Source organism: Actinomycetospora callitridis (assembly GCF_028737265.1).
GTDB lineage: Bacteria > Actinomycetota > Actinomycetes > Mycobacteriales > Pseudonocardiaceae > Actinomycetospora > Actinomycetospora callitridis.
This window is the reverse complement of record NZ_JAQZAK010000001.1, coordinates 324,124-340,461: the sequence shown is the minus strand read 5'-3', so window position 1 is coordinate 340,461 and position 16,338 is coordinate 324,124. Positions and strand designations below refer to the sequence as shown.

Below are 16,338 nucleotides of genomic sequence, written 5' to 3'. Positions count from 1 at the left end.
CCCGTCTCGGAGGTTCAGTGGGCCACGGCGGCGGCGCCGTGCTCGTCGACGAGGGCTCCGGTGACGAAGCGGTCGAGGCCGAAGGGGGCGACGAGCGGGTGGGGACGGCCGTGCGCGACGGTGTCGGCGAACGCCCAGCCCAGGCCCGGGGTGGCCTTGAAGCCGCCGGTGCCCCAGCCACAGTTGAGGAAGACGTTCTCGTAGGGCGTGGCGCCGACGATCGGGCTCGCGTCCGGCGTGACGTCGACGACGCCGGCCCAGCTGCGCAGCAGGTGGGCCCGGGCGAACACCGGGAAGAGCTCGACCGCGGCCGCCATCTGGCGCTCGATGATGTGGAACGCGCCCCGCTGGCCGTAGCCGTTGTAGGTGTCCACGCCCGCGCCCATCACCAGTTCGCCCTTGTGAGCCTGGGAGACGTACACGTGCACGGCGTTCGACATGACGATCGTCGGGTGCACGGGCTCGAGGAGCTCCGAGACCAGCGCCTGCAGCGGGTGGGACTGCAGCGGCGCGGGCACGCCGAGCATGTCCAGCAGCACCGAGGTGTGGCCCGCCGCGCAGAGCGCGACGGTGCCGGCGGCGATGTCCCCGCGGGTCGTGCGCACGCCGGTGACGCGGTCGCCGTCGGCCACGAAGCCCGTGACCTCGCAGTTCTCGATGATGTCGATGCCGGCCTCGCTCGCCCGGCGCGCGAAGCCCCACGCGACGTAGTCGTGCTTCGCGATCCCCGCGCGGGCCTGGAACGTCGCGCCCTGCACCGGGTAGCGGATGTCGCCCGAGACGTTGACGATCGGGCAGACCTTCGCGACCTCGTCGGGGTCGAGCCACTCGGCGTCGATCCCGTTGAGCTTGTTGGCCTCGACGCGGCGCACCGAGTCGCGCACGTCCTGCTCGGTGTGCGCGAGGTTGAGCACCCCGCGCTGGCTGAACAGGATCGGGTAGCCCAGGTCCTCCTCGAGGCCCTCCCACAGCTTGAGCGCGTGCTCGTAGATGCCGGCCGACTCGTCCCAGAGGTAGTTCGAGCGGATCAGCGTGGTGTTGCGGGCCATGTTCCCGCCCGCCAGCCAGCCCTTCTCGAGCACGGCGACGTTCGTGATGCCGAGCTTCGCGAGGTAGTGGGCCGTGGCCAGCCCGTGTCCGCCGCCGCCGACGATGACGACGTCGTAGGACCTCTTCGGTTCGGCGCTGCGCCAGAGGGACTCCTGGTGCTCGGGCAGGTCGGCGCCCGGCGGGGTGGGCGCGGTCGTGGGTGCGGTCGTGCCTGCGTGCGTCATGCCGGCAGCTCCGGGTAGAGGGGGTGGCGGTCGGCGAGGGCGGCGACGCGGTCGGCGAGGGCGTCCAGCTCGGACTCCGTCACCTGCGGCCGCAGGGCCCGGGCGATGACGTCGGACACGGCGGCGAAGTCCTCGTCGCCGAAGCCGCGCGCCGCGAGGGCGGCGGTGCCGATGCGGACGCCGGAGCTGACCATCGGCGGACGGGGGTCGAAGGGCACCGCGTTGCGGTTGACCGTGATGCCGACGCGGTGCAGCCGGTCCTCGGCCTGCTTCCCGTCGAGGTCGGAGTCGCGCAGGTCGACCAGCACCAGGTGGACGTCGGTGCCGCCGGAGACGACGCCGATGCCGTCCTCGGCCACGAGGCGCTCCGCGAGCAGGCGGGCACCGGCGAGCGTGCGCACCTGGCGCTCGCGGAACTCGGGCTCCGCGGCGAGCTTGAACGCGACGGCCTTGGCGGCGATCACGTGCTCGAGCGGGCCGCCCTGCTGACCGGGGAAGACGCTCGAGTTCAGCTTCTTGGCGAGCTCCCGGGTGCCCGCCAGGATCACCCCGCCGCGGGGGCCGCCGAGGGTCTTGTGGGTCGTCGAGGTGACGACGTGCGCGTGCGGCACCGGCGAGGGGTGCAGGCCCGCCGCGACGAGGCCGGCGAAGTGGGCCATGTCGACCATGAGCCAGGCACCGACCGCGTCGGCGATCCGGCGGAACTCCGCGAAGTCCTGCTGCCGCGGGTAGGCCGACCAGCCGGCGATGATCAGTGCCGGGCGGCGCTCGTGGGCGAGCCGGGATACCTCGGCCATGTCGACGCGGTGGTCGTCGGCGCGCACGTGGTAGGCGGCGACGTCGTAGAGGCGCCCCGAGAAGTTCAGGTGCATCCCGTGTGTGAGGTGGCCGCCGTGCGCCAGGTCCAGGCCGAGGATCGTGTCGCCGGGCGACAGCAGCGCAGCCATCACCGCGGCGTTGGCCTGGGCCCCGGAGTGGGGCTGGACGTTGGCGTACTCGGCCCCGAACAGCGCCTTCAGGCGGTCGATCGCGAGCTGCTCGACGACGTCGACGTGCTCGCAGCCGCCGTAGTAGCGCCGGCCCGGGTAGCCCTCGGCGTACTTGTTGGTCAGGACCGAGCCCTGCGCCTCCATCACCGCCCGGGGCGCGAAGTTCTCGCTCGCGATCATCTCGAGCGTCCGGTGCTGACGGCTCCGCTCGTCGGCGATCCGGGCGTGCACCTCGGGATCCGCCTGCGCGAGCGACCGGTCGAGGACCGACGCGACGGGCGTCCGACCCTCGGGGGCGATTGTGACCGACATCCGCGATCCTCATCGTAGCCAATTGATATATCTGCTGGCGCAGACTGTAGACACAGCGGGTCGGCAGGGTCAACACTCGTGCCGTCGCCGACGACAGGACGGAGGTCAGGGGATGACGACGGAGACGTCAGGGGACGCGAGGGTCGCGGCCGGGAGCGCCGCCGACTGGTGGGAGGCCGGCTTCGAGATGGGCCGCCTCGACCAGCAGCTCGCCGCGCGGGTGCTCCCGGACCGGGTCGGGCTGACGATCCGCCGGGTCAACCGCGGCGGCGCCGAGGTGATCGCCCGGCGGCGCGGCTACGCGCTGCACGTCCAGGAGGTCGAGGAGCCCGATGCCCTGTGGGCGGAGTTCTGGCCGATGGACGAGCGCCCCTGACGGCTGGAGCCGCCCGTCAGGAGCCGTTCAGGGCGAGGTCAGCTCGAACCAGACCCGCTTGCCCCCGTCGCGCTCCTCGCTGCCCCACCGGTCGGCCAGCTCCGCGACGATCTGCATCCCGCGGCCCCGCGGGGCGGTGTGGTCGAGCTCCCGGACCACCGGGCGGATGGTCGAGCCGTCGGCGAGCCCGACCCGCAGCCACCCGTCGGAGACGGTGACGTCGAGCTCGAGGACGACGTCGCTGCCGGCGTGGTCGACGGCGTTGGAGATGAGCTCGGTGACGAGGACCTTCGCGTCGACGTGCAGCGTCGCGTCGAGCGACCACGCGTCGAAGAGCTCCCCGAGCAGGCGGCGGGCCCGACCGGGAGCGTGTGGCGACGGCGGGAACTCGAACGACGCGCGGAACGTGCCCACAGCCGTGGCCTCCCCGGTGCCGGTGTCTCGACGCCCTCCAGTGTCTCGCGCGACCGGTCGGGGATGGCGCCGGGTCCGTGGTGCGGGCGAGGATCGTCGGCGATGACCATCCACGGGTCCCACTGGGGCGCCTTCCGCCCGCGTGTCGAGAGCGGGCGCCTCGTCGAGGCCGTCCCGTTCGAGGGCGACACCGACCCCTCGCCGCTGCTGCGCTCGGTGCCCGGCGCGGTGCACGCCGGCAACCGCGTCACGCGGCCCGCCGTGCGCGGGTCGTGGCTGGACGGCACCGGCGGTCGGCGCGGCGCCGACCCGTTCGTCGAGGTGTCCTGGGAGACCGCGCTCGACCTGGTGGCCGGCGAGCTGCGCCGGGTCCACGCCGAGCACGGCCCGGAGGCGGTGTTCGGCGGCTCCTACGGGTGGTCGAGCGCCGGGCGGCTGCACCACGCGAAGACCCAGCTCAACCACTTCCTCGCCTGCGCCGGCGGCTACTCGGGCCAGGTGTCGAACTACAGCTACGGGGCCGCCGAGCGGCTCCTGCCCCACGTCCTCGGGGACACCGCCCCCGTCACCGGGCAGGTCGCGACCTGGGACGACATCGCCGCGCACACCGACACCGTGCTCATGCTCGGGGGCTTCCCGGCGAAGAACGTGCAGCTGGAGTCCGGGGGCACCGGGGACCACACCGCGCGCCTCGGGCTGGCGCGGGCGCTCGAGGCCGGCACCCGGGTCGTCAACGTCAACCCGGTCCGCAGCGACGCCCCCGACCACCCCCGCGTCGACTGGGTCCCGGTGCGGCCCGGCAGCGACACCGCGCTCCTGCTGGCCCTGATGCGCCGCCTCGACGTCCTGGGCGCCGTCGACGAGGAGTTCGTGGCGCGGTGCACCGTGGGCGACGACCGCCTGCGCGCCTACCTGCGCGGGGACGTCGACGGGCTCGACAAGACGCCCGCCTGGGCCGCGGCGCTCACCGGCGTGCCCGCCGCGACGATCGAGGGTCTCGCCGACCGGCTGCGCACGGGGCGCACCCTCATCACGGCCACCTGGGCGCTGCAGCGGGCCGAGCACGGCGAGCAGCCCTACTGGGCCGTGGTCGCCCTCGCCGCCTACCTCGGGCAGATCGGCCTGCCCGGCGGCGGGTTCGGGTTCGGGTACGGCTGCGTCGCACGCTTCGGCGCCACGTACCGGACGTTCGGGACGCCGGCCTTCACCGCGCGCTACAACGACTGCCCCGTGCGGGTCCCCGTCGCGCGCCTGAGCGACATGCTGCTGCACCCCGGCGAGGAGTACGCGTTCGACGGGGCCGTGCACCGCTACCCGGACGTGCGGCTCGTCTACTGGGCCGGCGGCAACCCGTTCCACCACCACCAGGACCTCAACCGCCTCGCCCGGGCCTGGCAGCGCCCCGAGACGGTGGTCGTCCACGAGCCGTGGTGGACCCCGACCGCACGCATGGCCGACATCGTCCTGCCCGCCACCACCACCCTCGAGCGCGACGACATCGGGGCCGCCTCGGGGGAACCGTGGCTGATCGCGATGCAGCGCAGCGTGGACGCGCCGGGCGAGGCCCGCAACGACCGGACGATCTTCGCGGCCCTGGCCGAGCGGCTCGGTGTCGCGGACGCGTACACCGGTGGGCTCGACGACGCCGGGGCGCTGCGGGCGATGTACGACCGGGCCCGGCGCTCCGCCGCCGAGCACGGCCACCCGATCCCCGACTTCGACACCTTCTGGGCCACCGGGCACCACCGCTACGACCTGCCCGCGCCCCCACCGCCGTACGCGGCGTTCCGGCGGTCCCCGTCCGCGGCCCCGCTGGCGACACCGTCGGGACGGATCGAGCTGTTCTCCGCGACGATCGACGGGTTCGGCTACGACGAGTGCCCCGGCCACCCGACGTGGCTGCCGCCCACGGAGTGGGCCGGGAGCGCGACGGAGCGCTTCCCGATCCACCTGCTCTCGCCCCAGCCGGGCACCCGCCTGCACAGCCAGCTCGACATGGGCCCGGTGAGCACGGAGTCGAAGGTCGCGGGCCGGGAGCCGTGCGTGGTGAACGCCGCGGACGCGGCGGCGCGGGGCATCGCCGACGGCGACGTGCTGCGCCTGTGGAACGAGCGCGGCGAGACGTTCGTGGGCGCGGTGGTGTCCGACGACGTCCTCCCCGGCGTGGCCCTCCTGGCCACCGGCGCCTGGTACACCCCGCTCGACCCGGCCGCCGACGACAGCCCCGAGCTGCACGGCAACCCGAACGTCCTGACCCGCGACGTCCCCACCTCGCGCCTCTCGCAGGGCACGAGCGCCCAGACGGTGCTCGTGGAGATCGCCCGCGCCGAGAGCCCGGCCCCCTACCGCGACCCACACTCGCTGCCCGCGTTCGCGCTGCGAGGGGCACGTTCGGCAGGCGGCGGCGCTCGTTGATCATGTCGAACGTGCCGCTCGTGGCCGAACGCCTCGGGCCGGCGCGCGGCCTACGGCGACGGGTGGACCTCCCCACGAAGCTTCGGATTCCGAAGTATCGATCGGCGTGGGACGGATCGCCTCCACAGGACGAGATCCGTGATCGCGCGCGCAGGCGCGACAGGCCAAGCTGTGCCCGTGACTCGCGCCGCCGCGGTGTCGACGCCCGCGCGGGCGTTGTGGATCGTCGTGTTCGTCGTCGCCTACGGGACGAACGTGCCGACGCCCCTGCTGCTGGTCTACCGGGACACGCTCGGACTCGGTCCCACCGCCCTGACCGCCGCCTTCGGCGTCTACGCCGCGGGGCTCATCCCGGCGCTGCTGCTGTCGGGGCCGGCGTCCGACCGCCTCGGACGACGCGCGGTCGTGGTGCCGTTCGTCGTGCTCGCCGGCCTCGTGTCGCTGCTGTTCCTCGGGGCCGCGTCGTCGGTGGCGGTGCTCTTCCTCGGTCGGTTCCTCCAGGGCGCCGTGTCCGGGGTGGTGTTCAGCGTCGGGACGGCGTGGCTGGGCGAGCTGGTCGGCGAGCCGGGGCGCTCGGCGCGGCTCACGACCGTCGCGCTCGCCGCGGGCTGGGCGCTCGGGCCGCTGTTCACGGGGCTGCTGGCGCAGTGGGCGCCCGCCCCGACGGTGCTGCCGTACCTGCTGCACGTCGTCCTCATGATCGGCGCGATCGCCCTGCTGCGCGGCATCCCCGACACCCTCCCGCCGGACCGCCGGCGCCACGGCGGTCCCGTCGTGAACCTCGGGGTGCCGGTGGACGCCCGGCGGCCGTTCGCGCTGGTCGTCGTCCCGGTCGCGATCGGGGTGTTCGCCTTCCCGTCCACCGCGGTCACCCTGCTGCCACTGCTGCTCACCCCGCAGATGCCGTCGATCGCCGTCGCCGTCACCGGCCTGGTGGCGGGTCTGACCCTGGCGACGGGCGCGCTCGTGCCGCCGCTGGCCCGGCGCCTCGGGGCGGAGCGGGCGGGCCCGGTGGGTCTGGGGATCGGCGCGGTCGGGCTCGGGATCGCCCTCCTCGGGGTCGCGCTGACGGCGTGGCCGCTGCTCGTGCCCGTGGCGCTGCTGCTCGGCGTGGGCTACGGGCTGTGCCTGGCGTCGGGGCTGACGACGGTCGCGCGGCTCGCGGCCCCGAGCGAGCGCGGCGCACTCACCGGCACGTTCTACGCCTGCGCCTACCTCGGCTTCGGGGTGCCGTACCTGCTCTCGGCCCTCGCCGGCGCCGGCGGTCTCGCCGGGCCGCTCGCCGGGCTGGCGATCGTCTCGGCAGTGGCGGCGCTGCTGCTCGGGCTGCCCGCCGCGCGACGGCTCGTCACGCCCTGACCTGCACCGTCCGGCCTGCACCGTCGGGCTACCTCCCCTGGGTCCGACGCCCGAATTGTGGTAACCAGTTCCGTCACCGCACCGTGCACCGCGCACGGTCCCCGGGCAGGGAGACGGACATGTCCCACGCTGCGCGCCCGGCGCGTCCCGCCAGCAGCTCGTCCCGCTCGGTCATGGTGTGGCGGCTGCTCAGCGCCCTCGCCCTGCTGGCGATGGGCGGCATCCACCTCTACCTGGTGCTCACGAGCACCGGCGGCGTGCTCGGCATGCTGTTCGTCCTCAACGCGATCGGCGGCCTCGTGCTGGCGATCGCGATCACCGTGCTGCAGGGACGGCTCCTGCAGGTCGCCACGGTGCTGGGCCTGCTGTTCATGGCGGGCACGCTGGCCGCGCTGGTGGTCGCCCTGACGGTCGGGCTCTTCGGGATCGAGTCCAGCCTGGACTACGCCCTGGCGCCGACCACCCTCGTCGTCGAGACGGCCGGCACGATCGTCCTGCTGATCACCACTGCACTCGTCCTGCGCCGCTGACGGGCCCGCCGGATCAGGCGGGTGGGCGGCCCGGGACCCAGCCCTTGACGAAGGCGAAGTGGTCCTCGAACCGCAGCACCGGGGTGTCCCGGTAGGACCGCCGGAACTGCGCGATGCCCTCCTGCAGCTCCTCGTCCGAGAACTCGCCGAGCACCGACATGTACCGCGCCTCGAGCATGCGGACGTAGCGCTCGCGCTCGATGGCCACGTGGAACGTCCGCTGGCTCACCGACGCCCGGAGCCCGGCTGCGGACACGATCTCCTGGATGTCGGCGGGGTCCGGCTGCAGCTCCCCGAAGCGCTCGTGCGCCGCCCGGAACAGCGGGTGGTGGATGGCCTTCGGCAGCATCACGACGAGGATGCGGCCGTGGCGTGACAGGAGCCGGACGAGACCGTCGAGCGTCCCGCGCCGATCCGTCATGTGGTGGATCGACTCCTTGATGATCATCGCGTCCAGCGGCGCCGACTCCGGGAGCGCGACGCGTCCGGACGCCAGGTCCTCGGCGCTGGCGTGCAGCGGCTGCAGGGACGGCGACCTCGGGAGCTGATCGAGCATCGCCGACACCGGGTCGACGCACAGCACGGGCCGGGTCGGGCGGACGTCGTCGGCGATGTGGCGCGTGTAGAGGCCGGTGCCGCAGCCGATGTCGGCGATCGCGTCGGAGCGCGTCAGGCGCAGCGCGTCGCTCATGGCGTGGGCGAGCTGCCGGACGTAGTCGGGGTCGTAGGTCCAGTGGTCGTTGTAGGTCGCGGCCACGCGCTCGTAGTGCTCGGCGATCTGTTCGGTCACGGCGGACTCCCCTCGCGCGTTCCTGGACGGCGGTGTCGCGGCGACAGCCTGACAGGTCGGCGGCCCGGTGGCGGAACCCTGCTCCTGCGCCGACAGCGCCTCTAGGGTGCGGCGCATGGTCCACGGTGAGCCCCAGCCGGTCCTGGCCCCGATCACGGAGGCGTCGATCTTCCTGACGCTGACGTTCGACGCCGGGGGCGACGCGGCGGCGGTGCGCGATGTGCTGTCCGACGTCGCCGGCCTCAAGCGCTCGGTCGGGTTCCGGCTCCCGGAGGGCGAGCTCACCTGCGTCGTCGGGATCGGGTCGCAGGCCTGGGACCGGCTGTTCGGCGGCCCGCGCCCGGCGTCCCTGCACCCGTTCCGCGCCCTGCACGGTGCGCACGAGGCGCCGTCGACGCCCGGAGACCTCCTGTTCCATCTCCGCGCCCACCGCCTGGACATGTGCTTCGAGCTGGCCCAGCTGCTGGTCACGCGCCTGCGGCCGCACGCCACCGTCGTCGACGAGGTCCACGGGTTCCGCTTCTTCGACGAGCGCGACCTGCTCGGCTTCGTCGACGGCACCGAGAACCCCGACGGCGCCGCGGCCCGCGAGGCGGTGCTCGTCGGCGACGAGGACCCCGGGTTCGCCGGCGGCAGCTACGTGATCACCCAGAAGTACCTGCACGACATGGACGGCTGGAACGCGCTCACCGTCGAGGAGCAGGAGCGCGCGATCGGCCGGACCAAGCTCCAGGACATCGAGATCCCCGACGACCAGAAGGCGCCGAACTCGCACGTCGCGCTGAACGTCATCGAGGACGAGAACGGGCAGGAACAGCAGATCCTGCGCGTCAACATGCCCTTCGGCCACGTCGGCGCCGGGGAGTACGGCACCTACTTCATCGGCTACGCCCGGGATCCCGGGGTCACCGAGCGGATGCTGGAGAACATGTTCGTCGGCACCGCCGAGGGCCACCACGACCGCATCCTCGACTTCTCCACCGCGGTCACCGGCGCCCTCTACCACGTGCCGACGGCCGACTTCCTCGACGACCCGCCCGACGGTCCCTCGGACTCGTGATCGACGACGAGGCGCTCGCCGCGACGTCCGTCGGCGAGCGGCGGGCGCCGGCGTGCTCCGCAGGCGGATGCCGTGACCCGTCCCTCCTGGCGCGGCCCTGCGCCCGACGGGCCTCAGGCGCGCGGCTGCGGCCCGTAGTCCGCGAACGCCGCCGTGGCGCCCGCGATCTGCGCCTCGTCGAGCAGGCGCGGCTCGCCGAGCTTCCGGGCCTCGACGTAGAGCCGGCAGAGCCACTCGAGGTACTCGGTGCGCGTGTAGGCCTGCGCGAGGTCGGCGCCGTACGAGGTGGCGCCGTGGTTCGCGAGGATCACCGCGGACCGCCCGGCCAGGCCCTCGACCCCGAGCCGGGCGAGCTCCTCGGTGCCGTACGGCGCGTAGGGCACGACGCGGACCGGGCCGCCCAGGTGCGCGATGATGTAGTGGATCGCGGGGAGCTCGTCGACCAGCGTCGAGAGGACCGTCGCGAACACCGGGTGGGTGTGCACGACCGCCGTGGCGTCGGTCTCCCGGTACACCGCGGTGTGCATCGGCAGCTCCGACGACGGCCGCAGCCGCGCGTCGACGGGCCGGCCATCGAGGTCCACGACGCTGACCGTCTCGGGGGTCAGCTGGTCGTAGGGCAGCCCGCTCGGGGTGATCGCGAGGAGGTCGCCGGCGCGGACCGAGAGGTTCCCCGAGGTGCCGACGGTGAGGGCGTCGGCGTCCATCCGCCGGGCGTGGGCGACGACGGCCTCGCGCTCGTCGCGCAGCTTCACCGAGCGGCTCCCGAGGTCACCGGCGCTGGAGCCGGCGCCGGGACCTCGACCGTCCAGACACCGTCCCGGAACGTCGCCGCCTCGGTGACCACCGCGGCGAGCAGCGCGCCGGGCGTGACGTCGAAGGCGGGGTTGTAGACCGGGGTGTCCGGCGGCGCCGTCGGCACGCCCGCGACGGTGCGGACCTCGTCGGCCGCCCGCTCCTCGATGACGATGTCGGCGCCCGACGGCGTCGCGTGGTCGACGGTCGACTCGGGCGCCACCACGACCACCGGGACGCCGTGGCGCGCCGCGGCGCAGGCGTGCGCGTAGGTGCCGATCTTGTTGGCGGCGTCGCCGTTGGCCGCGACGCGGTCGGCGCCGACGATCACGACGTCGACCAGCCCCCGCGCGATCGCCGACGGGCCCGCCGAGTCGACGCACAGCCGGTGCGCCACGCCCATCTCCCGCAGCTCCCACACCGTGAGCCGCGCCCCCTGGAGCAGCGGGCGGGTCTCGCAGGCCAGCACCTCGGCGATCCGGCCCCGCCCGGCGAGCTCGCGGACCGCTCCGAGCCCGGTGCCCCAGGCGACGGCGGCGAGCGCCCCGGAGTTGCAGTGGGTCAGCACCCGCAGCGGGCGGTCGGGACACAGCGCGGTGACGAGGTCCGCGGCGCGCCGGCCCATCCGCCGGTTGGTCGCCTCGTCCTCGTCGAGGAGCGCGCACGCCTCGGCGAGCACGGCGTCGGGACCGTCATCGAGCCGTGCCAGGGCCCGCTGCACGCCGCGCCGCAGGTTCACCGCGGTCGGACGGACCGCCGCGACCCGCTCCGCCTCGTCGCGCACCCGGGCGGGGTCGCCCGCGTGACGACGGGCGGCGAGCGCGACCCCCAGCGCCCCGGCCGCGCCCAGCGCGGGCGCGCCGCGGATCGTCAGGTCGGCGATCGCCGCCACCAGCTCGTCCACGGTCGCGAGCCGGCGGATCCGGTACTCGCCCGGCAGCGCGCGCTGGTCGACGGCGCTGACGGCGCCCTCGCCCGAGCCGTCCCAGTCCACCGTGCGGTCCATGCCACCACTCTCGTCGCGACCCGGGTACGGGCGCCAGCGACCTGACGGTGTCGCCCGGAGATCAGGCCGGCTGGGCCCCGCTGCGGGCGGCCTCCCGCATGTCACCCAGGACGGCCTCCTGGTCCGGCGTCGTCGGGCGCGGGGCGGCCGGGGAGATGCCGCCCTTGTCCCGGTTCATCAGCAGGGGGATGTCGGGCTCGTCGCCGTCGCCCACCCGCGCCATCGACCAGCGACCGAACACCCGCTCGGCGGCGGGGTCCTCGCTGATGATCGCGACGCGCTCGTGGCGGGCGTCGCGGTGGATGCGGTCGTAGAGATCGCGCACCACGGTCTCGTCGCCCTCGAGGGTCTGCACGAAGAACTCGTCCCACACGAGCAGCGCGCCGGTCACGCCGAGGCGCTTGTTGTTCGACCGGGCGACGCTGAAGATCTCCCCCAGCTCGGCCTTGCGGACGTCGGACGTGATCCGCATGTGGCTGCGGTAGATCAGCCGGAAGACGGTCTCGGACGCAGCGGGGGTGTCCACCATGGCTTCGGGCTCCTGGTCACGTCGGGGCGGGACGGGCCCGGTGGGCCACGACGGCGACGCTAGCTGATCGTGACCCGGAGCACACCGGTCCGGGTGGTCAGCGCCCGTCCAGCACCGCGATCGGCGCGGTGGGCTGGTGGGTCGCGTAGCGCCGCGGGCGCCCGTCGCGCGGGGGTGGCGTCGACGTCGGCACGCCGCGGGTGTCGGCGGAGGCGAGGATCTCGGCCCCGAACGCCCACCCGGTCCGGCGGGCGGTGCGCGCGGCCTCGGCGAGGTCCTCGAGCGGCCGGCCGCTCACGCCCTCGGCCACCGGCCTCGACCCGGGACGCGGCCCGGCGGGACCCATCTCGGGCCGCGCCTCGGGCACGACCGGCGCCCGGGTCTCCGCGCGGTGGGAGCCGTGGGCCTCCTGGACCACGGGCGGTCCGTCGTGACGCCGGGTCGACCGGCCCTTCCGATGGTGCCCCATCGCCGACGCTCCTCGGGGTGAGCCGTGCCGTGACGCCGTGCCGTCACCACCGAGAACGAGCGACCCGCCGAAAGGCGACGGGGATCGGACGAGGGCTACAGGCCGTGCCCCGGGATCCACGACGTGCCCGCCAGCGGCACCCGGGCCATGGCGGCCGCCTCGATGGTCAGCGCGACCAGGTCCTCGGGCTCGAGGTGGCGCACGTGCCCCTTCCCGCAGGCGCGGGCGAGCGTCTGGGCCTCCATGGTCAGCACCCGCAGGTAGTTCGCCACGCGGCGCCCGCCCTCGACGGGGTCGAGCCGCGCGGACAGCTCGGGATCCTGGGTGGTGATCCCGGCCGGGTCGCGCCCGTCCTGGAAGTCGTCGTAGTACCCGGCCCCCGACCCGAGCGCCTCGTACTCCGCGGCGTACTGCGGGTCGTTGTCGCCCAGGGCGATCAGGGCGGCGGTGCCGATCGCGACGGCGTCGGCGCCCAGGGCCATCGCCTTCGCCACGTCGGCGCCGGTGCGGATGCCGCCCGAGACGATGAGCTGCACCTTCCGGTGCACGCCGAGCTCCTGCAGCGCCAGCGCGGCCTGCGGGATCGCGGCGAGGATCGGGATGCCGACGTGCTCGATGAACACCTCCTGCGTGGCGGCCGTGCCGCCCTGCATCCCGTCCACCACCACGACGTCGGCGCCCGCGGCCACGGCGAGCTTCACGTCGTAGTACGTGCGGGTCGCGCCGACCTTGACGTAGATCGGCTTCTCCCAGTCGGTGATCTCCCGCAGCTCGCCGATCTTGATGGCGAGGTCGTCGGGACCCGTCCAGTCGGGGTGCCGGCACGCCGAGCGCTGGTCGATACCGGGCGGCAGCGTCCGCATCTCGGCGACGCGGTCGGAGATCTTCTGGCCGAGCAGCATCCCGCCGCCGCCGGGCTTGGCGCCCTGACCGAGCACGACCTCGATCGCGTCCGCGGCCCGCAGGTGGTCGGGGTTCATCCCGTACCGGCTCGGGAGCAGCTGGTAGACGAGCGTCTTGGACTCGCCGCGCTCCTCGTCGGTCATGCCGCCGTCGCCGGTCGTGGTCGACGTGCCGACCTCGCTGGCCCCACGCCCGAGGGCCTCCTTGGCCTGGGCGGAGAGCGCGCCGAAGCTCATGCCGGCGATCGTGACGGGGATGTCGAGGTGCAGGGGCCGCGTGGCGTGGCGGTCGCCGAGCACGACATCGGTGTCGCAGCGCTCGCGGTAGCCCTCGAGCGGGTAGCGCGACATCGACGCCCCGAGCACCAGCAGGTCGTCGAAGTGCGGTACGGCGCGCTTGGCGCCCCAGCCGCGGATGTCGTAGACGCCCGTGCGGGCGGCGTGCTGGATCGCGGCGATCGTGGCGCGGTCGAACGTGGCCGACTCGCGCAGCCCCCGCTCGGCGGGATCCTTCATCGGGTCGAGCTCCGCTCCGCGTCTGCCGCCGTCAGTAGCCCCGCCATCAGTAGCTCCCGTGGTCGCCGGTGAAGTGGTAGAGCCCGCGGGCCGAACCGAAGCGCCGGAACTCCTCGGGCCGATGATCGAGTCCGGCGGCGTCGAGCAGCTCTCCGAGCTCGGCGACGTGCTCGTCGCGCAGCGGCTTCTCGACGCAGTCGGCGCCGAGGGTCCCGACGGAGCCGCGGACGTAGAGCCGCGCCTCGTAGATCGAGTCGCCCAGCCCGTCGCCGGCGTCGCCGCAGACGACGAGCCGCCCCGCCTGCGCCATGAACGCGCTCATCGGGCCGACGGAACCGCCGACGACGATGTCGATGCCCTTCATCGAGATCCCGCAGCGCATCGACGCCGAGCCCTCGATCACGAGCAGCCCGCCGCGCCCGGTGGCCCCGGCGGACTGCGATGCGTCGCCGCGCACCCGCACGGAGCCCGACATCATGTTCTCCGCGACGCCGTTGCCCGCCGAACCGTCGACGACCACCCGGCCGAGCTTGTTCATCCCCGCGCAGAAGTAGCCGGCGTGGCCGCGCACCGCGACGTCGATCTCGTCGTGGATGCCGGCGCCGAGGGAGTGCGCGCCCTGCGGGTGGAGCACCTCGTAGGAGGTCGCGGTCGGGGCGTGGAGCTCGGCGTTGAGCGCGCGGACCGTCGTCTCGTGCAGGTCGAACACCACGGGGGACCGGGCGTCCGCCTCGGCCCGGCTCAGCGCTGCCATGCGTAGACCTTGCCGGGATCGGGCTCGAAGACGCGGGCCTCGTCGATCCCGGGGAGGTCCGCCAGCGCGCGGAACTCCGACGCCATGGCCACCCAGCGGGGGTGCTCGGCGATCACGGCCGGCTTGCACGCGATCTCGTCGCGCACCACGGCGAAGCCGTCGGCGGTGGTGACGAGCAGCGTGTAGAAGCCGTCGAAGGTCTCGCCGAGCCGCAGCAGGGCCTTCTCGAGGTCGTCGCCCTCGGCGAGACAGGCCGCGACGAAGCGGGCGCCGACCTCGGAGTCGTTCTCCGAGTCGAACGTGACGCCCTGGCGCTCGAGCTCGCGGCGGATCGTGGCGTGGTTGGAGAACGAGCCGTTGTGCACGAGGCACTGGTCGGCGCCGACCGAGTACGGGTGGCAGCCCTCGGGGTTGATCGCCGACTCGGTGGCCATGCGGGTGTGGGCGACGCCCTGCCAGCCGCTGACCTCGCGGAGCCCGTAGGTGCGGGCGAGATCCTGCGGGTGCCCGGCACCCTTGTAGACGACGAGGTCGTTGCCGCTGCCCACCACGAGCGCCTCGGGCGCCGCGGCGGCGACGGCGGCCGTGAGCGCCTCGACCCCGACCGGCGCGCTGAGCACCGTGGTGTCCCCCGCCACCTGCGCGGTGACGGTCGGCGTGCCCGGCAGGAGGGCACCCGCCGACGCCGCGAGGTCGCCGGGCGCCCGCAGCACGGACACCGCGGAGTGGCCCTCCGGGTTGCGCTCCCCGTCGCCGTAGACCGCGATGCCCACCGAGTCGGGCCCGCGCTCGGAGACCCCGCAGAGCATGTCGTCGAGGAGGCGACCGAGCATCGGCGCCAGCTCGGGGTCGCGGAGGTGGAGACCGATGATTCCGCACATGGGAGTCGGGCCTTCCTGCGATCGGGGACTACTGCTGCGAAATTACGTTGCTTCGTACGAAACGTCGAGTGGCCCAGGTGTAGGCGTCCAGCAGGCTGATCGCGTACACGAACAGCCCGCCGGCGAGGCGCCCGACCAGCGAGATCTCCGGTGTCGTGAGCTGCCAGGTGATCGCACCCAGGAGCACCGTGTAGAAGGCGAACATGAGGCCCCGCACGGGCATGCGGAGGAGCACGTGACCCATCCCGGGGAGCACGACGGCGACGGCCAGCACCAGCCAGGAGCGGGTCACGACAGGACCTCCCCGGCCGACACGCGGTCACCGGTCGCGTCCAGCACCGCCACCGCCCGCAGCACCGCGTCGGGGTCGACGCGCGGGTGGTCGAACACCGCGCGCCGCGCGCTCCGGTAGCTCGCCTGGTCGCCCTCGGCGACCCGCAGGACCACCCGGAGCCCGCCCCGGCCCACGCCCAGCTCCTTGGTCGCGGGGTCCCCGCAGAGCTCCGTCGCGGGCGCGATCAGGTCGGCCAGCACCTCGGGCGACGGCGCCCGGTCCGCCGACGCGCACGCGACGCGCACCGGGCGGGGCAGCCCGGGCGGCGGCGCCAGCTCGTGGGCGAACCCCGCGTCCGGCGAGAAGAACTCGGTGCCCAACGGGCGCAGCAGGACGTTCACCGTGCCCTCGACCGCCAGGGCGCGGTGCACGACGAGCTCCACCCAGAGCACGGGCAGCTTGCGCAGCGTCACCGCGTCGACGATCGGCCGCAGGGTCACGGGGTGGCCGCCGAGACGGCCGGTGAGCACCGGGTAGCCGCCGCTCTCGCGGGTGAGGCGCGCGTCCTGCACCCGCGGCACCACCCGCTCGAAGAGCCGCGCGCGGTCCGCGGCGTCGGCACGCTGCGACCGTCGGTGCAGGACCGAGAGGACCACGACCGCCACGACGATCACCACCAGGGCGCCGGTCATG

Annotated in this window: 18 protein-coding genes; 5 read left to right on the top strand and 13 right to left on the bottom strand. The window is 74.2% G+C overall.

What is annotated here, in order from left to right:
• Positions 1–14: 14 nt before the first annotated feature.
• Complete coding sequence (locus PH191_RS01670) at positions 15–1,274, bottom strand: sarcosine oxidase subunit beta family protein (protein ID WP_274192897.1); 1,260 nt, start codon at positions 1,272–1,274, stop codon at positions 15–17.
• Positions 1,271–2,575: a serine hydroxymethyltransferase gene (gene glyA / locus PH191_RS01665; protein ID WP_274192896.1), complete on the bottom strand. Its 1,305-nt coding sequence runs from the start codon at positions 2,573–2,575 to the stop codon at positions 1,271–1,273. Before glyA ends, PH191_RS01670 begins: the two co-directional genes overlap by 4 nt.
• Positions 2,576–2,687: 112 nt before the next feature.
• Between glyA and PH191_RS01660 the strand changes: the two genes are divergently transcribed.
• A complete protein-coding gene (locus PH191_RS01660; RefSeq protein ID WP_274192895.1) occupies positions 2,688–2,951 on the top strand; it encodes a hypothetical protein in 264 nt (87 codons plus the stop codon).
• 27 nt (positions 2,952–2,978) lie between these two features.
• On the opposite strand, the gene PH191_RS01655 is transcribed toward PH191_RS01660, so the two are convergent.
• On the bottom strand, positions 2,979–3,365 hold the full coding sequence (locus PH191_RS01655; RefSeq protein ID WP_274192894.1) for an ATP-binding protein: 387 nt from the start codon (positions 3,363–3,365) through the stop codon (positions 2,979–2,981).
• 102 nt (positions 3,366–3,467) lie between these two features.
• On the opposite strand from PH191_RS01655, the gene PH191_RS01650 reads away from it, so the two are divergent.
• The 3 genes from PH191_RS01650 (at position 3,468) to PH191_RS01640 (ending at position 7,669) form a co-directional block, all read left to right on the top strand.
• Positions 3,468–5,780: a molybdopterin-dependent oxidoreductase gene (locus PH191_RS01650; RefSeq protein ID WP_274192893.1), complete on the top strand. Its 2,313-nt coding sequence runs from the start codon at positions 3,468–3,470 to the stop codon at positions 5,778–5,780.
• Between the two features lie 177 nt (positions 5,781–5,957).
• Positions 5,958–7,139 (top strand): MFS transporter, encoded by a 1,182-nt coding sequence (locus PH191_RS01645; protein ID WP_274192892.1) that lies wholly within the window; start codon positions 5,958–5,960, stop codon positions 7,137–7,139.
• 119 nt (positions 7,140–7,258) lie between these two features.
• Positions 7,259–7,669: a hypothetical protein gene (locus PH191_RS01640; protein ID WP_274192891.1), complete on the top strand. Its 411-nt coding sequence runs from the start codon at positions 7,259–7,261 to the stop codon at positions 7,667–7,669.
• 13 nt (positions 7,670–7,682) lie between these two features.
• Here PH191_RS01640 and PH191_RS01635 read toward each other — a convergent pair whose 3' ends face one another.
• Entirely contained in the window at positions 7,683–8,459 is a 777-nt protein-coding gene (locus PH191_RS01635; protein ID WP_274192890.1) for a class I SAM-dependent methyltransferase, read from the bottom strand.
• A 115-nt stretch (positions 8,460–8,574) separates the two neighbouring features.
• On the opposite strand from PH191_RS01635, the gene PH191_RS01630 reads away from it, so the two are divergent.
• Positions 8,575–9,519, top strand: coding sequence for a Dyp-type peroxidase (locus PH191_RS01630; protein ID WP_274192889.1), 945 nt, complete (start codon positions 8,575–8,577; stop codon positions 9,517–9,519).
• 113 nt (positions 9,520–9,632) lie between these two features.
• Here the strand turns inward: PH191_RS01630 and PH191_RS01625 are convergent, their stop codons facing one another.
• The 9 genes from PH191_RS01625 to PH191_RS01585 all read right to left on the bottom strand — a co-directional run bounded on the left by PH191_RS01625 (position 9,633) and on the right by PH191_RS01585 (position 16,337).
• Positions 9,633–10,274: a class II aldolase/adducin family protein gene (locus PH191_RS01625; protein ID WP_274192888.1), complete on the bottom strand. Its 642-nt coding sequence runs from the start codon at positions 10,272–10,274 to the stop codon at positions 9,633–9,635.
• Positions 10,271–11,320, bottom strand: coding sequence for an S-methyl-5-thioribose-1-phosphate isomerase (gene mtnA, locus PH191_RS01620; protein ID WP_274192887.1), 1,050 nt, complete (start codon positions 11,318–11,320; stop codon positions 10,271–10,273). Before mtnA ends, PH191_RS01625 begins: the two co-directional genes overlap by 4 nt.
• 61 nt (positions 11,321–11,381) lie before the next feature.
• On the bottom strand, positions 11,382–11,849 hold the full coding sequence (locus PH191_RS01615; protein WP_274192886.1) for a BLUF domain-containing protein: 468 nt from the start codon (positions 11,847–11,849) through the stop codon (positions 11,382–11,384).
• A gap of 97 nt (positions 11,850–11,946) precedes the next feature.
• On the bottom strand, positions 11,947–12,318 hold the full coding sequence (locus PH191_RS01610; RefSeq protein WP_274192885.1) for a hypothetical protein: 372 nt from the start codon (positions 12,316–12,318) through the stop codon (positions 11,947–11,949).
• A gap of 95 nt (positions 12,319–12,413) precedes the next feature.
• Complete coding sequence (locus tag PH191_RS01605; RefSeq protein WP_274192884.1) at positions 12,414–13,736, bottom strand: FMN-binding glutamate synthase family protein; 1,323 nt, start codon at positions 13,734–13,736, stop codon at positions 12,414–12,416.
• Between the two features lie 46 nt (positions 13,737–13,782).
• Positions 13,783–14,490 carry a glutamate synthase gene (locus PH191_RS01600; RefSeq protein WP_274192883.1) on the bottom strand — a complete coding sequence of 236 codons (708 nt, stop codon included), beginning with the start codon at positions 14,488–14,490 and terminating at the stop codon, positions 13,783–13,785.
• Positions 14,478–15,371: a class II glutamine amidotransferase domain-containing protein gene (locus PH191_RS01595; RefSeq protein ID WP_274192882.1), complete on the bottom strand. Its 894-nt coding sequence runs from the start codon at positions 15,369–15,371 to the stop codon at positions 14,478–14,480. Before PH191_RS01595 ends, PH191_RS01600 begins: the two co-directional genes overlap by 13 nt.
• Before the next feature lie 28 nt (positions 15,372–15,399).
• Complete coding sequence (locus PH191_RS01590) at positions 15,400–15,663, bottom strand: hypothetical protein (RefSeq protein ID WP_274192881.1); 264 nt, start codon at positions 15,661–15,663, stop codon at positions 15,400–15,402.
• The gene (locus PH191_RS01585) at positions 15,660–16,337 is read right to left on the bottom strand and encodes a hypothetical protein (protein WP_274192880.1); all 678 of its coding nucleotides are present in this window, start codon (positions 16,335–16,337) and stop codon (positions 15,660–15,662) included. The genes PH191_RS01590 and PH191_RS01585 overlap by 4 nt, the downstream gene beginning before the upstream one ends.
• Between the last annotated feature and the right edge of the window lies 1 nt (position 16,338).

Bases quoted from the DNA above. Each gene is read 5' to 3' on its own strand.
- PH191_RS01585 (WP_274192880.1), bottom strand. From the start codon at position 16,337: ATGACCGGCGCCCTGGTGGTGATCGTCGTGGCGGTCGTGGTCCTCTCG.
- PH191_RS01595 (WP_274192882.1), bottom strand. From the start codon at position 15,371: ATGTGCGGAATCATCGGTCTCCACCTCCGCGACCCCGAGCTGGCGCCG.
- PH191_RS01640 (WP_274192891.1), top strand. From the start codon at position 7,259: ATGTCCCACGCTGCGCGCCCGGCGCGTCCCGCCAGCAGCTCGTCCCGC.
- PH191_RS01660 (WP_274192895.1), top strand. From the start codon at position 2,688: ATGACGACGGAGACGTCAGGGGACGCGAGGGTCGCGGCCGGGAGCGCC.
- PH191_RS01610 (WP_274192885.1), bottom strand. From the start codon at position 12,318: ATGGGGCACCATCGGAAGGGCCGGTCGACCCGGCGTCACGACGGACCG.
- PH191_RS01615 (WP_274192886.1), bottom strand. From the start codon at position 11,849: ATGGTGGACACCCCCGCTGCGTCCGAGACCGTCTTCCGGCTGATCTAC.
- PH191_RS01630 (WP_274192889.1), top strand. From the start codon at position 8,575: ATGGTCCACGGTGAGCCCCAGCCGGTCCTGGCCCCGATCACGGAGGCG.
- mtnA (WP_274192887.1), bottom strand. From the start codon at position 11,320: ATGGACCGCACGGTGGACTGGGACGGCTCGGGCGAGGGCGCCGTCAGC.
- glyA (WP_274192896.1), bottom strand. From the start codon at position 2,575: ATGTCGGTCACAATCGCCCCCGAGGGTCGGACGCCCGTCGCGTCGGTC.
- PH191_RS01605 (WP_274192884.1), bottom strand. From the start codon at position 13,736: ATGAAGGATCCCGCCGAGCGGGGGCTGCGCGAGTCGGCCACGTTCGAC.
- PH191_RS01650 (WP_274192893.1), top strand. From the start codon at position 3,468: ATGACCATCCACGGGTCCCACTGGGGCGCCTTCCGCCCGCGTGTCGAG.
- PH191_RS01670 (WP_274192897.1), bottom strand. From the start codon at position 1,274: ATGACGCACGCAGGCACGACCGCACCCACGACCGCGCCCACCCCGCCG.
- PH191_RS01600 (WP_274192883.1), bottom strand. From the start codon at position 14,490: ATGGCAGCGCTGAGCCGGGCCGAGGCGGACGCCCGGTCCCCCGTGGTG.